Origin of the sequence: Paenibacillus sp. FSL P2-0173 (assembly GCF_038008045.1) — a bacterium.
In the GTDB taxonomy this organism is placed as follows: domain Bacteria; phylum Bacillota; class Bacilli; order Paenibacillales; family Paenibacillaceae; genus Paenibacillus; species Paenibacillus polymyxa_B.
The window spans coordinates 846,727-861,716 of sequence record NZ_JBBOYK010000002.1 but is presented as its reverse complement, the minus strand read 5'-3'; the positions used below and the strand labels follow the sequence as shown (position 1 = coordinate 861,716).

At 46.8% G+C, this 14,990-nt stretch carries 14 protein-coding genes; 8 read left to right on the top strand and 6 right to left on the bottom strand.

All coding sequences use genetic code 11. The features are described from left to right. Positions 1-333: 333 nt before the first annotated feature. The 3 genes from MKX30_RS14240 (at position 334) to MKX30_RS14230 (ending at position 5,196) form a co-directional block, all read left to right on the top strand. Positions 334-3,225: a 2-oxoglutarate dehydrogenase E1 component gene (locus MKX30_RS14240; protein WP_023987745.1), complete on the top strand. Its 2,892-nt coding sequence runs from the start codon at positions 334-336 to the stop codon at positions 3,223-3,225. A gap of 5 nt (positions 3,226-3,230) precedes the next feature. Beyond that, positions 3,231-4,529 carry a 2-oxoglutarate dehydrogenase complex dihydrolipoyllysine-residue succinyltransferase gene (gene odhB, locus MKX30_RS14235; RefSeq protein ID WP_341062925.1) on the top strand — a complete coding sequence of 433 codons (1,299 nt, stop codon included), beginning with the start codon at positions 3,231-3,233 and terminating at the stop codon, positions 4,527-4,529. Between the two features lie 136 nt (positions 4,530-4,665). Further along, the gene (locus MKX30_RS14230; RefSeq protein WP_053324956.1) at positions 4,666-5,196 is read left to right on the top strand and encodes a YfiT family bacillithiol transferase; all 531 of its coding nucleotides are present in this window, start codon (positions 4,666-4,668) and stop codon (positions 5,194-5,196) included. A 96-nt stretch (positions 5,197-5,292) separates the two neighbouring features. Here MKX30_RS14230 and MKX30_RS14225 read toward each other — a convergent pair whose 3' ends face one another. The 4 genes from MKX30_RS14225 to MKX30_RS14210 all read right to left on the bottom strand — a co-directional run bounded on the left by MKX30_RS14225 (position 5,293) and on the right by MKX30_RS14210 (position 9,005). After that, on the bottom strand, positions 5,293-6,300 hold the full coding sequence (locus MKX30_RS14225; RefSeq protein ID WP_053324957.1) for an alpha/beta fold hydrolase: 1,008 nt from the start codon (positions 6,298-6,300) through the stop codon (positions 5,293-5,295). Positions 6,301-6,325: 25 nt separating this feature from the next. Then, complete coding sequence (locus tag MKX30_RS14220; RefSeq protein WP_023987749.1) at positions 6,326-7,300, bottom strand: type I phosphomannose isomerase catalytic subunit; 975 nt, start codon at positions 7,298-7,300, stop codon at positions 6,326-6,328. A gap of 169 nt (positions 7,301-7,469) precedes the next feature. Further along, a complete protein-coding gene (locus MKX30_RS14215) occupies positions 7,470-8,051 on the bottom strand; it encodes a class I SAM-dependent methyltransferase (protein ID WP_341062924.1) in 582 nt (193 codons plus the stop codon). Next, positions 8,052-9,005, bottom strand: a complete 954-nt coding sequence (locus MKX30_RS14210; protein ID WP_028542970.1) for a TIGR01212 family radical SAM protein — start codon at positions 9,003-9,005, stop codon at positions 8,052-8,054. A 306-nt stretch (positions 9,006-9,311) separates the two neighbouring features. Between MKX30_RS14210 and MKX30_RS14205 the strand changes: the two genes are divergently transcribed. Beyond that, complete coding sequence (locus MKX30_RS14205; protein WP_013309373.1) at positions 9,312-9,509, top strand: hypothetical protein; 198 nt, start codon at positions 9,312-9,314, stop codon at positions 9,507-9,509. 104 nt (positions 9,510-9,613) lie between these two features. Continuing rightward, complete coding sequence (gene trmB / locus MKX30_RS14200; protein WP_023987752.1) at positions 9,614-10,327, top strand: tRNA (guanosine(46)-N7)-methyltransferase TrmB; 714 nt, start codon at positions 9,614-9,616, stop codon at positions 10,325-10,327. 40 nt (positions 10,328-10,367) lie between these two features. Here the strand turns inward: trmB and MKX30_RS14195 are convergent, their stop codons facing one another. Both MKX30_RS14195 and MKX30_RS14190 read right to left on the bottom strand, forming a co-directional pair. Continuing rightward, the gene (locus MKX30_RS14195) at positions 10,368-11,501 is read right to left on the bottom strand and encodes an MGDG synthase family glycosyltransferase (RefSeq protein WP_023987753.1); all 1,134 of its coding nucleotides are present in this window, start codon (positions 11,499-11,501) and stop codon (positions 10,368-10,370) included. A 51-nt stretch (positions 11,502-11,552) separates the two neighbouring features. After that, the gene (locus MKX30_RS14190; protein ID WP_013309376.1) at positions 11,553-12,080 is read right to left on the bottom strand and encodes a phosphatase PAP2 family protein; all 528 of its coding nucleotides are present in this window, start codon (positions 12,078-12,080) and stop codon (positions 11,553-11,555) included. A 610-nt stretch (positions 12,081-12,690) separates the two neighbouring features. On the opposite strand from MKX30_RS14190, the gene MKX30_RS14185 reads away from it, so the two are divergent. The 3 genes from MKX30_RS14185 to rpmI all read left to right on the top strand — a co-directional run bounded on the left by MKX30_RS14185 (position 12,691) and on the right by rpmI (position 14,957). Then, positions 12,691-13,929, top strand: coding sequence for a glycosyltransferase family 2 protein (locus MKX30_RS14185; protein WP_023987754.1), 1,239 nt, complete (start codon positions 12,691-12,693; stop codon positions 13,927-13,929). A 309-nt stretch (positions 13,930-14,238) separates the two neighbouring features. Beyond that, positions 14,239-14,736, top strand: a complete 498-nt coding sequence (infC, locus tag MKX30_RS14180) for a translation initiation factor IF-3 (RefSeq protein ID WP_013309378.1) — start codon at positions 14,239-14,241, stop codon at positions 14,734-14,736. A gap of 20 nt (positions 14,737-14,756) precedes the next feature. After that, a complete protein-coding gene (gene rpmI / locus MKX30_RS14175; RefSeq protein ID WP_013309379.1) occupies positions 14,757-14,957 on the top strand; it encodes a 50S ribosomal protein L35 in 201 nt (66 codons plus the stop codon). Positions 14,958-14,990: the final 33 nt, after the last annotated feature.

The following is a 14,990-nucleotide window of genomic DNA, read 5'->3' as shown; positions in this document are numbered from 1 at the left end:
CAAAGCTCTTCTTCTTTTTGTGGAATGGCTTGTTTTAATTGTCCGATATGTTATCTGAAATAATCCATACGGTAATTGTCTATAATGGGAGGGAGAATTACAGAATAGCCCGATTCATCTCATTTACGCATGGATATGTTGAGAAAAAGGAAATGCTCATAGCTAGAAAACTTTATACAATGGAAGAGGAATAAGAATTGTGAAATTCGACTTTTGATGAAGGATTTCATATAATGTGAGCATATTGTGAACAACTTAAATTGAAGACTTAATAAAAAAATGAAAATGATTTCCGTCCAGCTATGAATTTCAAAATTTGACGGAGGGAACGAGATGACAATGGAAGAGAGCAGCAGACAGGTACCTTGGCAGGCGTATTACGGACCTAATCTAGGTTATGTGCAGGACCAGTATGAAAAGTATGTAGCGGACCCCGGAACAGTTGATCCGGCTTACCGCGAGCTGTTTGATCAATGGGGTGAGCCGCCACAATCCGAATACTCGGCTGCTTCCATGATAGACAACAAATTGCAAGGCCCCCCCACAAGTGCTTTGGGGCACCTTGATTCGAACACATTGCAGAAAGCGGTTACAGCGGGGAAAATGGTGTGGAATATCCGTGAATACGGACATTTAGCCGCCCAAATCGATCCGCTGGAACTGGATGCAGAGCAGGATACACGCCTGCTTAATCCAGCATCTTACGGTTTAACTGAACAAGACTTAAAGGCTTTTCCAGCCTCTTTAATATGGGATAACGCTCCTGCGGGAACACTTAACGGATGGGAAGCCATTCAACGGTTACGTGTAGCATACACAGGTCCGATTGCCTATGAATTTAGTCATATTCATAACGAGGAGGAACGCCGCTGGCTGAACAGCTATGCAGAATCCGGCTGGTCCTCCAAGCCACTCACAACACAGGAACGCAAGTCGTTGCTGGGCAGATTGGTAGAAGTAGAACAGTTCGAAGAGTTTTTGCATAAAACATTCGTCGGACAGAAACGTTTTTCGATTGAGGGTAATGATGTGCTTGTCCCTGTACTCGACGAGATTATTCGTCTAACCACAAATGCAGGAGCAAGTCATGTCCTGATGGGTATGGCGCATCGCGGCCGTTTGAATGTACTGGCTCATGTGCTGGGCAAGCCTTACAGTAAAATTTTCTCTGAATTTCATCATTCGCCGAATAAGGATTTGATCCCGTCGGAAGGTTCCACAGGAATTAACTACGGCTGGACTGGCGATGTGAAATATCATCTGGGTGCTGATCGTTTTGTAAAAGATGGGGGAGCGGTGCAGGCCCGTCTGACATTGGCGAATAACCCAAGTCACCTGGAATATGTGAATCCAGTGGTACAAGGATTTTCACGAGCTGCACAGGAAGACCGCAGTGAGGCTGGTTATCCGAAGCTGGATGTGAGCAAGGCAGCTACAATTATTATGCACGGTGATGCGGCTTTCCCAGGTGAAGGTATCGTGGCAGAATCACTTAATTTCACCAATTTGCGTGGCTTCCGTAATGGCGGCACGGTCCATATTATTGTGAATAATCGTCTGGGTTTTACGACGGAAAGTGTCGATTCCCGTTCGACCCGTTATGCCAGTGATCTGGCTAAAGGCTATGAAATTCCAATTGTGCATGTGAACGCGGATAATCCCGAAGCTTGTATTGCAGCAGCTCGTATGGCTGGCGAATACCGCAATCGTTTCAAGAAGGATTTTCTGATTGATCTGATTGGTTACCGTCGTTATGGTCACAATGAATCCGATGACCCGGAAACAACACAACCGCTGGTATATCGTAAGGTGAAGAATCATCCGACGGTGAGCAAGTTGTATACTCAAAAGCTGATGAAGCAGGGGGTTGTGGATGAAGCGTTTAGTGCCGGCCTCATTGAAAAGGTCCAAACCAGACTGAAGGAAGCGCATGAGCATGTGAAGAATCAACCGGAACAAGAGCCGGAAATGACTCCTGTGAAGGCGAAAAAGAATCAGAGTTCTATGGTACGTACTGCAGTGGAATTGAAAAAGCTGCGCCAAATCAATGAAAACTTGCTCAAATGGCCACAGGCTTTTCATGTATATCCGAAGCTGGATCGAATTTTACAGCGTAGAAAAACCGCTCTGAACGAGGGAGAAAAGGTAGATTGGAGCTTGGCGGAGACGCTGGCTTTGGCCACCATTCTCGCAGACGGCAAGCCTATTCGTATGACAGGTCAGGATGCGGAGCGAGCTACATTTGCTCACCGTAACCTCGTGCTGCATGAGCCTGAAACAGGCCGTACACATTGCCCGTTGCATACTTTGCCGGAAGCACGTGCTTCGTTCAGTATTCATAACAGTCCATTGTCTGAGGCATCTGTCCTCGGCTTTGAATACGGCTATAACGTGTATTCTCCTGAAACGTTAGTGATTTGGGAAGCGCAATTCGGCGATTTTGCCAACTGTGCACAGGTTATTTTTGACCAATTCATTTCTGCGGGCCGTGCCAAATGGAGACAGAAATCGAGTCTGGTGATGCTGTTACCGCATGGTAGCGAAGGACAAGGACCAGAGCACACGAGCGCACGTCTGGAGCGTTTTCTCCAGTTGTCCGCACAAAATAACTGGACTGTCGCTAATTTGAGCAGTGCTTCTCAGTATTTCCATCTGCTGCGCCGTCAGGCTGCATTAAGCGAAAGTGAGGAAGCCCGTCCGCTTGTGATGATGTCGCCGAAGAGCCTGATTCGTAATAATCGTGTCGCTTCGCCTGCTTCTGAATTCAGCGAAGGAGCTTTCCGTCCTGTGTTGGAACAGCCTGGTCTGGGTGCACGTCCGGATCGTGTAGAGCGCATTGTACTGTGCAGTGGCAAGATTGCCATTGATCTCGAAGAAGCATTGGAAAAGGATAAGAATGAGGCAGAAGAGCGTCTGCATATTATTCGTGTGGAACAGCTATACCCTTTCCCGGAAGAGGAAATTCGGAATATTTTCGGCCGCTTCCCGCATGTTAAGGAGTTCGTATGGGCTCAGGAAGAACCTAAAAATATGGGGGCTTGGAGTTACATTGAACCTCGTCTGCGGAATGTAGTGCCACAGGGAGCGGAAATTCGTTACGCAGGCAGACCAGATCGTTCAAGCCCGGCCAGCGGTTATCAGCAAGTACACAGCCTAGAACAACAGCGAATTATTCAATCGGCGTTGAAGCAGGATTCCAAAAACAATATTACACTTGGGAGGTAGCGGCTGTGAGCGATATTATAGTGCCAGCAATGGGAGAATCCATCACGGAAGGAACAATCTCCAAATGGCTTGTGAAGGAAGGGGATTCCGTAGGACAGGGAGATGTTCTACTGGAGCTGGAAACCGATAAGGTCAATCTGGAAATTAGTGCGGAAGAAGCAGGTGTGGTCCAGAAAATCCTTCGTCAGGAGGGAGATACTGTGGTCATCGGTGAAGCTGTTGGCTTGATCGGAATCGGCAGTGGTGGTGCGGAATCAACCGGTGCTGGAGAAGTTGCAGCGACTCAAGCACCTGAAGCACCGTCCGTAGCGACTTCACCGTCTTCCGTAGAAGGCGGCGGTAAAGCTGAAGAAAAGTCTGCACCGCCTATTTCATCGAATAGCGACGGGAATGGCCAGACGGCATCACCATCCGCCCGGAAGTTGGCGCGTGAGCGCGGGATTGATCTTGAACAGGTACAGGGAAAGGACCCGCTGGGACGTGTTTTCCAGGAGGACGTTAAAACGCATAACAGCGCTGAAGTGTCACGTGTAGCATCTGTACCTACGTCTCCCGCTACTAGCAAGCCTGCGCCTCCGTCTCCAGCACAAACGGAGTACAGCAAGCCTGTGGAACGCCAGCGGATGTCTCGACGCAGAGCGACGATCGCTAAGCGTCTTGTTGAAGCACAGCAAACAGCTGCCATGCTCACCACTTTTAATGAAGTGGATATGACTGCCATTCTCGATGTGCGTAAACGCCGTAAAGATAAGTTTAAGGAAAAACATGATGTAGGTTTGGGCTTTATGTCCTTCTTTACAAAGGCAGTGGTTGGCGCACTCAAGCGCTTCCCTACCGTGAATGCAGAGATTAATGGCGATGATATCGTACTAAAAAAATACTATGATATCGGGATTGCTGTATCTGCCAAGGAAGGTTTGGTCGTGCCAGTTGTGCGGGATGCCGATCGTCTTGGCTTTGCTGAGATCGAGAAAAGTATTGCAGATTTGGCTGGCAAAGCACGCTCCAATTCGCTTTCTCTGGCCGACTTGCAAGGAGGAACGTTTACTATAACCAATGGAGGTATTTTCGGCTCCCTGCTGTCTACGCCAATTCTCAATACGCCGCAAGTGGGTATTTTGGGAATGCATAAAATCCAACTTCGCCCGATTGCCATCGACGAGGAACGCATGGAAAATCGTCCGATGATGTATATCGCGTTGTCCTACGATCACCGGATTATTGATGGTAGTGAGGCGGTTCGTTTCCTGGTAACGGTTAAAGAATTGCTGGAAGATCCAGAATCATTGTTACTGGAAGGATAAAATAAAGGTAAGTGGATCTTCTCTTTACGTGTATGACAAAAGCAGACTCTTGCGAGTCTGCTTTTTTTCCTGCATAGTTATAACATAAGGCAACTGATATGACAGGGAGTAGATGTAGAGAAGGGCGGGAACTGTTTTGGATAAAGACTTGCGCTATCCGATAGGATCATTCGTTGTTCCAGATACCATTACAGAAGAACAGCTTATCGCATGGATTCACGATATTGCTGAATTGCCTGCACAACTACGTCAGGCGGTCGAAGGACTGAATGAGCAGCAGCTAAATACGCCTTATCGCGAAGGGGGCTGGACGATTCGGCAGGTAGTTCATCATGTGGCAGACAGCCATATGAACAGCTATATCCGTTTTAAGCTGGCACTGACGGAGGATACACCCACGATCAAGCCATATGATGAGGGGCGTTGGGCCGAAATACCAGACGCCAGGGAGCTTCCACTGGAACCTTCGTTGCAATTGCTAGAAGGACTGCATGAACGGTGGGTGACCGTGTTGCGATCGTTGGGAGAAGATCAGCTACATCGATCGTTTATTCATCCTGAATCGGGCCAGACGATCCGCCTGGAACGAAACATCGGCATCTATGCCTGGCATGGCAAACATCATACAGCTCATATTACTTCCTTGAGAGAACGAAATGCATGGTGATTTTTAAAACTATACCCAAATGAAATATAAAGGAATTAAAAAGAAACCTTCAATCCCACTTTGATCGTGGTTTTAAAGGTTTCTTTTCTTATTTCCTCACAAGGCTGATGACTTGGGCGAGTTTGATTGTTCAGGTGCCTCGGAGGCTCCAGACAATGCGGAAACAGAGGTCACCCCTGTGTTAACATGACGGTCGAGCCAGTCTACGATGTCACTCATCACCTCGTCGCGGTTTGTTTCATGCAGCATCTCATGGCGACCGTCAGGATAGAGGCGATACTCCATGTCCTGAAGCTCTAGGCTTCGATACATTTCCACTAGTGACAACACACCTTTACCGAACAAACCCACTGGATCACGATCCCCGGCAAAAATATAAACTGGCAGTTTGGGATTGATGTGTTTCAGCGAGGAAGGCCAGTGGATTTCTTGCAATAGCCTGAAAAAATCCAGAAAAAAGCCTGTCGTGCAAATAGCTCCACATAATGGGTCATGTACGAACTGATCTACTTCCTCAGGATCACGGGACAGCCAGTCAAACGCCGTACGCACTGGACGAAAGGCGCGGTTAAAGCCGCCAAAGACCATAGCGTTGAGCAGCATGCTGCGATGATCCATTCCTTGCAGCTTGGCTTGCAGTAGAGCAACTTGCTCTCCGAGCTTTAGGAGACCACGTCGTCCGTTGGTTCCCGATAAAATAAACCCGTGATACGTTTGCCGATCATCATACATAATTTTCTGGGTTAAAAAGGACCCCATGCTGTGACCCAGCAAAAAACGAGACTGATCAGGGAATTCCTTAGCCGCAATTTCGCCTAGCTCCAGCATGCCGTTTGCCATTCGATTAAACGCATTAGCTCCCGGCATACCCAGCTTATCAGGATCACCAGCCGTGCGCCCGTGACCGATATGATCGTTGGCATACACACCATAACCGCAACCAGTAAGCTTTTCGGCCAGTCGAATGTAGCGATAGGATGTCTCGCACATACCATGCGAAATTTGAACAATCCCCTTAATGGGCAAATTCTGATCAGGCAGCCAGCGGTAGGCAAAAAGCTCTGTTCCGTCATTTTCAGCGATGGTGAAGGTGTATTCCCGCATAATTAGACATCACATCCTTTAAGCTTTAAGGAAGATAAGATCTAAGTACGGTCATTCCGTCATTCAGCGTGTAACCGCTCAGGTTAGCAGGCAACAGGAAGCAATCTCCAGCTTTACAGGAAAGAGACTCGGTATTATTGTTCCATGTTATGGTCCCACTGCCTTCACAAATCACGAGAATGGTGAAGCTGTCTTCCGTTGTAGAAAGTGCCCAACTTCCATCTACGATACCCTTTTCCACAACAAAATACTCACAGGCAGCCAGCTGGAGCCATTTTCCAGGCTGTAAGCCGTCCGTTTTCATCGTTGTTGCACCTGCACCCTCGTAGGAGGTTACATTGAGGGAATCCTCGATATGCAACTCACGAGGCTTGCCGTCTAGTCCGGGGCGATTGTAGTCATATAAGCGATAGGTAGTATCCGAATTTTGCTGGATTTCAGCAACGACAACGCCTGCACACAGTGCATGTACGGTTCCGGCGGGAATGAAGAACGTATCGCCTGCTTCGACTGGAACCTGGCGCAAACTGCCGAGGATGTCCCCACTTTCAAGAGCTGTGCGCAGACTCTCGCGAGTTACACCTTCGGTCAGACCATAAATAATCTTGGCATCTGGCTTGGCATCAAGCACGTACCACATTTCAGTTTTCCCTAATTCTCCGGCTGGAAGTCCTGCGTAATCATCTGTCGGATGCACCTGAACGGATAAGTCATCATTACAATCCAGTAGTTTGATCAAAAGTGGAAATCGTCCGCCTTTTTCCGATACACCCTTGGCCCCGAGCCAATCCTGCCCGTAGGTCTCGCGGATTTCATCCAGTCCTTTGCCTGCCAGCTCACCATTGATGACCGTTGTTGTTCCGTTTGGATGATCGGCAATCATCCATCCTTCCCCGATATGTCCTTCTGGTGGGGTTAGACCAAATTGCTCTAAGGCCCGTCCTCCCCAAACTCTCTCTTTGAACTCAGGTTGAAATTGCAGCGGGTATGGCTTTAGCATAATTTCTCTCCTCCATAATGAGTAATGAGTGCGACCTAACAGAATAGGGAAATCAATAACGTGCCGCTGGGGCAATAAACTGGGATGAATAGCGCCCAAACGAGCTTGAAAAATGATATATGTAAGGCGGCTAAAAAAGCCGCTCATAACCTGAGTTTAAAATCCGACATTATTTCTTTTCAACCGCCACTACGTAAGGCGAAGCGGCTCGTTGTAATTGACGATAAATAATGCTTTGACCGCTGGAGACTGGGAGAGCAGAAGCCCATTGAAGAACGGCATCTGCTTCTTCAATGCCTCCAGCGTGCCCTGGATAGAGTACGGCAGTCAGAATGCCGCGTGGTCGCAGCAATTGTAAGGCAGCATCAAGTGCGACGAGCGTACTGTCTGTATGGGTGATGACAGTAGGATCGGCGCCTTCGGAAGGCAAGTAGCCGAGGTTAAACATGACCGCAGCGACTTTGCCATGCAGCATGTCCGGAACGGCCTCCTGCATTTGCTCATGACCTTGTAGCAGTAGCGATACTTCTGCTAATGAAGGCGAAGCGTTTTCTTCCAGTCGACGACGGGCGCAATGCAGTGCTTCTTGCTGGATGTCGAAGCCATAGACACGGCCCCGTTTGCCAGCAGCTTTTGCCAGAAACAACGTATCTGCTCCTGTGCCGACGGTGGCATCTATAGCAGTATCACCTGGCTGCACCCGCGCAGCCACCAATTGATGAGCGTAGCTTAGGACGGATAGGAACCCCATTTAAGGTTGCCTCCAGTATTTTCCCTGCCACGTTTCACGTGACTTCAGTTCATGATCGATGGCATTAAGCACTTCCCATTTTTTAAGCGACCACATGGGTCCCACTAGCAAATCGCGTGGGGCATCTCCGGTTAACCGATGAACGATCATTTCGGGAGGTAAAATCTCCAGCGTATCAACTATCAGCTTAACGTATTCGTCCTTTTCCAGAAAGCGTAGCAATCCCGCTTCATACTGCTTGACCATGGGCGTTTTGCGCATGAGATGCAGCAGGTGGATTTTGATGCCCTGCACATCCATAGCCGCTACTGCACGTCCCGTATCGAGCATCATTTCATGCGTCTCTTGGGGCAGACCATAAATAATGTGGGCGCACACGCGGATATTCCGCTTGCGCAGCTTTTCCACCGCATCCAGATAGCATTGAGTATCATGAGCACGGTTAATCAGCTCTGAGGTCGATTCATGGACAGTTTGCAGACCCATTTCAACCCACAGGTACGTGCGTTCGTTTAGCTCGGCAAGGTAATCCACTACATCGTCAGGCAGGCAATCAGGACGTGTAGCGATGGACAGACCGACAACGCCTGGCTGCTCCAGAATAACCTCAAAGTATTCTCGCAGTTCCTCAACGGGAGCATACGTATTAGTGTAGGCTTGGAAATAGCCAATATATTTGGCGTTTGGCCATTTTAGATGCTGCCGATCCCGAATCGTATTGAACTGGGTGACCAGATCATCACGACGACGCCCAGCAAAATCACCCGATCCGCGTGCGCTACAAAAGGTGCAACCCCCTTTAGCGATGGAACCATCGCGATTCGGACAGGTAAAACCCGCATCCAGCATGACTTTGAACACTTTATTTTGAAATTGCTCACGCATTTCGTAATTCCAAGTATGGAACCGTTTATCTCCCCACAGGAGAGGAGCAGGCAATAAATCTGTTTTCATGGGTGTACTCCTTTTTTTACGATCACCCTATTGTAACAAAAATCAGTCTTCATTGGGAATCATTTGACCGAACAAGTCAATAAAATGTGCGGATTTTATGGCGTTGCGGATTGAAAAAGGTTACACAATGTGTTATATTGTAAGCGGTACCAGACATACAATAAAAGGACTGTTTTCGATCCTGAAGATAAAAGTTATCCGTTGCTAATGATTATTCTTCAGGGAGGCAGCTATGCTGTTTCTATCGCCTGTTTTAGGGTAAGTGCACGTCGGTTCCATCACAAATAACCCGTGAGGTGATCTTTTATGAATGCGCAGGATAAGACGCGTATGGATAAAGTTACTGTTGAGTTAACCTTTGATGAGGCGTTGGCATTGACTGGTGTCCGTTTTGGGCAGGATCGTCAGATTGGAACGACCGCACGTCAAAAAATCAGAGCGGCTTGCCAAAAGACAATTGATTTTTCACCTGCTGATGGGGTAGACTATGAACAATTAAATTAGTTGGACCCCAATCCAAATATATTGAAAAAGGAATTTCATTTCCGTATCTTCAAGCGGGGGTGAAATTCCTTTTTCCTTGATAACAGAGTATATGGAGGAGTAACATGCGTTTACGCGGAAGAAAAGGAATACGGGAAAGTCTGGAAGAACAGCAGGATCTAGTCATCTTGGAGCCGGCACAGTATAAGGGGAAATGGCAGCAGGTTTTTGGTAATGATCGTCCCATTCATGTGGAATTCGGTATGGGTAAAGGGCAATTTATAAGCCAAATGAGCTTCCGGAATCCGGAGGTTAACTATATTGGCTTTGATATGTATGATGAGCTGGTTCGCCGTGCAACAGAAAAGTCTCGTCTGGCCTGGAGTAATTCAGAGGTTGATACGCCGCCTAATATCAAATTGGCACTGGCAAACATTGAACAGATCGAGAATGTTTTTGAACCAGGAGAGATTGAACGCATTTATCTGAATTTTAGTGATCCCTGGCCTAAAGCCAAGCATGCACGTCGTCGTTTGACGCATCCGCGTTTTTTGGACAAGTACCGTCAGCTTTTGAACAGCAAAGGACAAATTCATTTTAAGACCGATTCGGAGACACTGTTTGAGTTTTCTCTGAATTCGTTTGCCGATAGCGGTTTGCAGATGACGAATATTTCGTTAAACCTTCATCGTGAGGGGATCAACGAAGAGCATGTCATGACGGAATATGAACAAAAGTTCATGGGCAAAGGTATGAATATTCATCGAGTCGAGGTGCTGATCGGCAAAGATGCTTTGGAAGAGTACGGAAAAACACGTCTCGAAAAGTATGGGAAATAAAAACAGATCAAACGGATAAAATAAGACAGGGTGCTTCCTTTTAGGAAAGCACCCTGTTCGGTTCCAGTATATCCAGAATACTCTGTGCGCTCTGAAGAGGATAATATCGCGCTACATTATGGACGTGCTCCTGTCGCTTGCGGACGATTTCTGGAAAATCGTGTAGCAGTCGGTTCATCCATTTAACGACAACATCCAGCGAAGTAATCGGTTCTCCGAAGCCTTGAGCCGTAAAGTATTGACAATTTTCCTCCTCCTGTCCAGGGAGAGGTTTGTGAAACAGCATCGGAATCCCTTTGGCCAATCCCTCGGTGCATGTCATTCCGCCGGGTTTGGTGATGAGCAGATTCGATACCTCCATTAATTTGTCGATTTCCCGTGTAAATCCGAAGATATGAATATTTGGATGATTAAACCTAGGATCCAATTGCATTTTACGACGAATTTTATCATTATGCCCCAAACAAAAAATAAATTGAATGTTTTCTCTCCACTGAGTAAGCGAACGATGTATGACTTCGTCATTCATAAGGCCCCAGCCGCCACCCATAACGAGTACGGTCGGGATGGGTTTAAGTCCAAATTGTTCTCTAATTTCATCGTGCCCAGGATGTTCCCAAAAATTTGGATGAACGGGAATGCCGGTCACCTGGATTTTCGAGACGGGTACTCCGCGCGCGCGTAGCTTACGCATGACTTCAGGCGTAGATACAAAGTACCGGTCAACCTCGGGACTAATCCATGTTCCATGTGCATCGTAGTCTGTAATGACAGTACAAAGCGGAACATGTAAACCTAAGCGCTTCAAACGTGAAATTACCGCGCTTGGGATGGGGTGAGTACATACCACCAAATCGGGACGAAGCTGCCGGAGAATGTTTCGGGTCTGCGTGTAGAACAGACGGTGCAAAGCGAGCGTTGTAAGACGGTTTAATGATTTTTTGTACTGATGACGGTAAACCAATCCGACTAGGCGAGGCTGCGATACAACAGTCTTCTTGTATGCTGTAATAATAAGCGGGGCCATTCTTGGATTCAAAAAACTCCCCAGCTCCAGCACTCTTGTCTGCACATTCGGAGAAAGCTTCCGCAAACTGCTTGAGAGCGCGTAGGCAGCTTGAGTATGTCCGGCACCGAAACCTTCCGATAATAATAACACTCGTTTTTTAGCCACTCTCATTTCACCTGTTCCTGCTGGGATGTTCTCAATCATACCATATCGGCTTTAAGGCCAGAATGCAACCGTTCCTATTGCTGCAGACGTTCCGATGACCGCTCCTGCGAGTACATCCGTTGGGTAGTGGAGACCCAGATAAATCCGAGAAAAACCTACAATTGTCGCTACAGGCAACAGCAGCAGTGTTAGCATCGGTGACTGTAGCATAAAAGGCACGGTAGCTGAAAAAATAGCGGTCGTGTGCCCTGAGGGAAAAGAATGGTCCGACAAGGGGTTGCGGAATGTATTTGTACCTGGTAGCGCCAAATACGGGCGAATCCGCGGATACAGCCTTTTAACGATAGCTACGGGGATGTGACTGACCCCGAGAGCGATGGCTCCCTTCATACCGGAATCTTTCCACGGATTCGGAGCGAGCCACCAAATAAGGAGTGTGGAGGCTATAGTAAAGGTAGCCCCACCTAAATGTGTGAGATAATAAAGCCAGAAGTTCAAAAAACGGTTGTGTAAGCGTCCGTTGATCCATTTGAACAACTGCTGCTCCAGATTTACAAGTTTTACGACTAGACGTTGCATTTGGTTTCCTCCGGTTGCCGGTTCAGGTCAGTCGGCAAATATTTTGAGTCATTTTGACATAATCAGACCATAAGTAATTATTCTCTTGCTCTCATCATATTTTTAAACGCTGTTCATTTCAAGAATCACTAAAGATTCATAAATTACTTGGTTCAATTCTACACAAAAATGTTAATGGAATATAAGCCGAATTGTATAACTTTCTTTGCGTTCATCCGTCTAATAAGATAGAGTGTTTAGAAGTGGTTGCTAATTGGCCCACAAAAAGGAGGGACCAAAGAAATAAAAAGTTAGCAAATGGATGAAAATAAGACCTAAGCGTCATGAATGAGAAGCCCAGCGCCGCATTCCCGGTTCAAACGGGAGTTTGTTGTGTTTTTTTGCTGCTGAGACCAGTTTAAGGGCTTTGACAAAAGATTGAAAACCAACGAAAATCGTAATGGCATTCCTGTGTCAGCCAAAAGGGGGCTGCGCACAGCCAATGAAGAAAGCAAGGGTCGGGTCAAAAACTACAGAAAAGGCGCGCAAAGCGCCGCAACTTGCGCTACACAGATAGAAAACAAACAAACGCAAGATTTTAAGGGGTATAAAAAGGGGGTAACAAGAGATCATGTTAGACGCTATTTTCGTGACGCTCCAGATCATACTGGCGGTGATCGCAGTCTATCAGTTTGCATTCTCCTTGTTCGGATTGGTTCGCAAGAAAAGGAAAGAGCACGCGGCTCCAGAAAAATCATTTGCCATTTTAGTCGCTGCCCACAATGAAGAACAGGTTGTCGGAGCATTGATGGAAAATTTGAAGCAACTTGATTATCCGAAGGAACTTTACGATGTGTTCGTAATCTGTGATAACTGTACAGATAAGACTGCGGACATCGTTCGCGCTCACGGCATGAATGCTTGTGAACGTACGAATCCGAATCTGCGTGGTAAAGGCTACGCTATTGAGTGGATGCTCAAGGAATTATGGGCTATGCCGCGCCAATATGATGCTATTGTCATGTTTGATGCTGACAATTTGGCGCATACTAATTTCTTGAGTGAAATGAACAATGATCTGTGTACAGGTGCCCGTGTTATTCAGGGGTACATTGATACTAAGAATCCTGAGGATTCTTGGATTACAGCGGCATACGGGGTATCTTATTGGTACATCAACCGTTTGTGGCAGCTGTCACGTCACAATCTGAACATGGCTAATTTCCTCGGTGGTACAGGCATGTGCTTTGAAACAAATCTGCTTAAGGAAATGGGCTGGGGTGCGACAAGTCTGGTAGAGGATTTGGAATTCACCATGCGCTGCACACAGTGCAACGTATATCCAAGATTTAATTACGATGCCAAGGTATATGATGAAAAGCCGTTGACATTCAAGGCCTCGTCAAGACAGCGTCTGCGCTGGATGCAAGGTCACTTCACTGTTGCTCGTCGTTATTTCTTCCCGTTGCTGTGGCAAAGTATCAAGCATAGAAGCCTGATTAAATTCGATATGGCTCTTTATGGTCTGAACGTGTATATCGTACTGCTCACCTTCTTGATGACAGTAGCGATGTGGATAGATATCGCCTTCTTTGGTGGACCTAATATCGAGAACATCTATGTACAGTTACCAGCTTGGACTGGTGTTATAGCTATTGGTCTGAATGTTGCTACTTTTGTGATCGCAATGATTTTGGAAAAGGTCACATTCAAAAAAGTATATCTGTACTTATTGCTGTTCCCGATCTATGCGATTTCGTGGTATCCGATTACGGTCTATGCGTTCTTTACACAGAACAATAAGCAATGGAGCCATACCCAGCATACGCGTGTCGTTCGCTTGGAAGAGGTTCAAAGTAAGCAAGGTTAATTGGACGGTGAAATAGGACTGAAGATCGGTGTCATTCATTTTTCATTAAAGGGTTGACACCTCGATTGCACCGTGATAAGATATTCGAGTATGTTAATTGAAAAGATGGATTAACAAGTAGAAGGTCCGACTTCTCACCTGCCCGGTATTGCCGGCTGGTCATGATCCAATGATTTGTGAATTGAACTTTCATGATGAATTGAGTATCAGACAGGGATGTCGGCTGTGTAGTCGTCATCCCTTTTTTGTGCTTAAACACAATACAACAATAACAGGTTCTGGAGGTGGAGGGTTATTAGTAAGGAACATATGATCAATGATGAGATTCGGGTGAGAGAAGTACGTCTAGTTGGTGCGAATGGGGAACAAATCGGGATTACACCGACGCGTGAAGCTTTGCAAATGGCGATTGACGCAAACTTGGATCTCGTGAACGTGGCGCCTCAAGCGAAGCCGCCCGTGTGTCGGATTATGGATTACGGAAAATTCCGCTATGAGCAACAGAAGAAAGAAAAGGAAGCCCGTAAAAACCAGAAGATCGTTGACATCAAAGAGGTATGGTTCCGTTCCAACATCGAGGAACATGACTACCAAACCAAGTTTCGCAATGTGGTGAAGTTCCTGAATGAAGGGGACAAGGTGAAATGCTCCGTTCGTTTCCGCGGTCGTGAAATTACTCATGCTAATGTGGGTCAAAAAATTCTCGAACGTGTGAAATTGGAAGTTGCTGATCTTTGTACCGTGGAGCGCCAACCCAAGCTCGAAGGACGCAGCATGATTATGATATTGGCTCCAAAGAGTCAATGACAAATTAAGGAGGAAGTTCAATGCCTAAAATGAAAACACATAGCAGCCTTAAAGGCCGCTTCAAAATTACCGGTACTGGTAAAGTAATGCGTTACAAAGCTTACAAAAACCATTTGCTTTCCCACAAATCCAAACGTGCAAAACGCGTTCTGGGTACTAACCCTGAGATGGCACCTGGGGACGTTAAACGTCTGAAACAAGGTCTTGCTAACCTGAAATAGCACTAGCACTGCAATGAATGAAGTATAAACATT

Bases quoted from the DNA above. Each gene is read 5' to 3' on its own strand.
- MKX30_RS14190 (WP_013309376.1), bottom strand. From the start codon at position 12,080: ATGCAACGTCTAGTCGTAAAACTTGTAAATCTGGAGCAGCAGTTGTTC.
- infC (WP_013309378.1), top strand. From the start codon at position 14,239: ATGATCAATGATGAGATTCGGGTGAGAGAAGTACGTCTAGTTGGTGCG.
- MKX30_RS14205 (WP_013309373.1), top strand. From the start codon at position 9,312: ATGAATGCGCAGGATAAGACGCGTATGGATAAAGTTACTGTTGAGTTA.
- MKX30_RS14210 (WP_028542970.1), bottom strand. From the start codon at position 9,005: ATGAAAACAGATTTATTGCCTGCTCCTCTCCTGTGGGGAGATAAACGG.
- MKX30_RS14240 (WP_023987745.1), top strand. From the start codon at position 334: ATGACAATGGAAGAGAGCAGCAGACAGGTACCTTGGCAGGCGTATTAC.
- MKX30_RS14225 (WP_053324957.1), bottom strand. From the start codon at position 6,300: ATGCGGGAATACACCTTCACCATCGCTGAAAATGACGGAACAGAGCTT.
- MKX30_RS14220 (WP_023987749.1), bottom strand. From the start codon at position 7,300: ATGCTAAAGCCATACCCGCTGCAATTTCAACCTGAGTTCAAAGAGAGA.
- MKX30_RS14185 (WP_023987754.1), top strand. From the start codon at position 12,691: ATGTTAGACGCTATTTTCGTGACGCTCCAGATCATACTGGCGGTGATC.
- trmB (WP_023987752.1), top strand. From the start codon at position 9,614: ATGCGTTTACGCGGAAGAAAAGGAATACGGGAAAGTCTGGAAGAACAG.
- MKX30_RS14215 (WP_341062924.1), bottom strand. From the start codon at position 8,051: ATGGGGTTCCTATCCGTCCTAAGCTACGCTCATCAATTGGTGGCTGCG.
- rpmI (WP_013309379.1), top strand. From the start codon at position 14,757: ATGCCTAAAATGAAAACACATAGCAGCCTTAAAGGCCGCTTCAAAATT.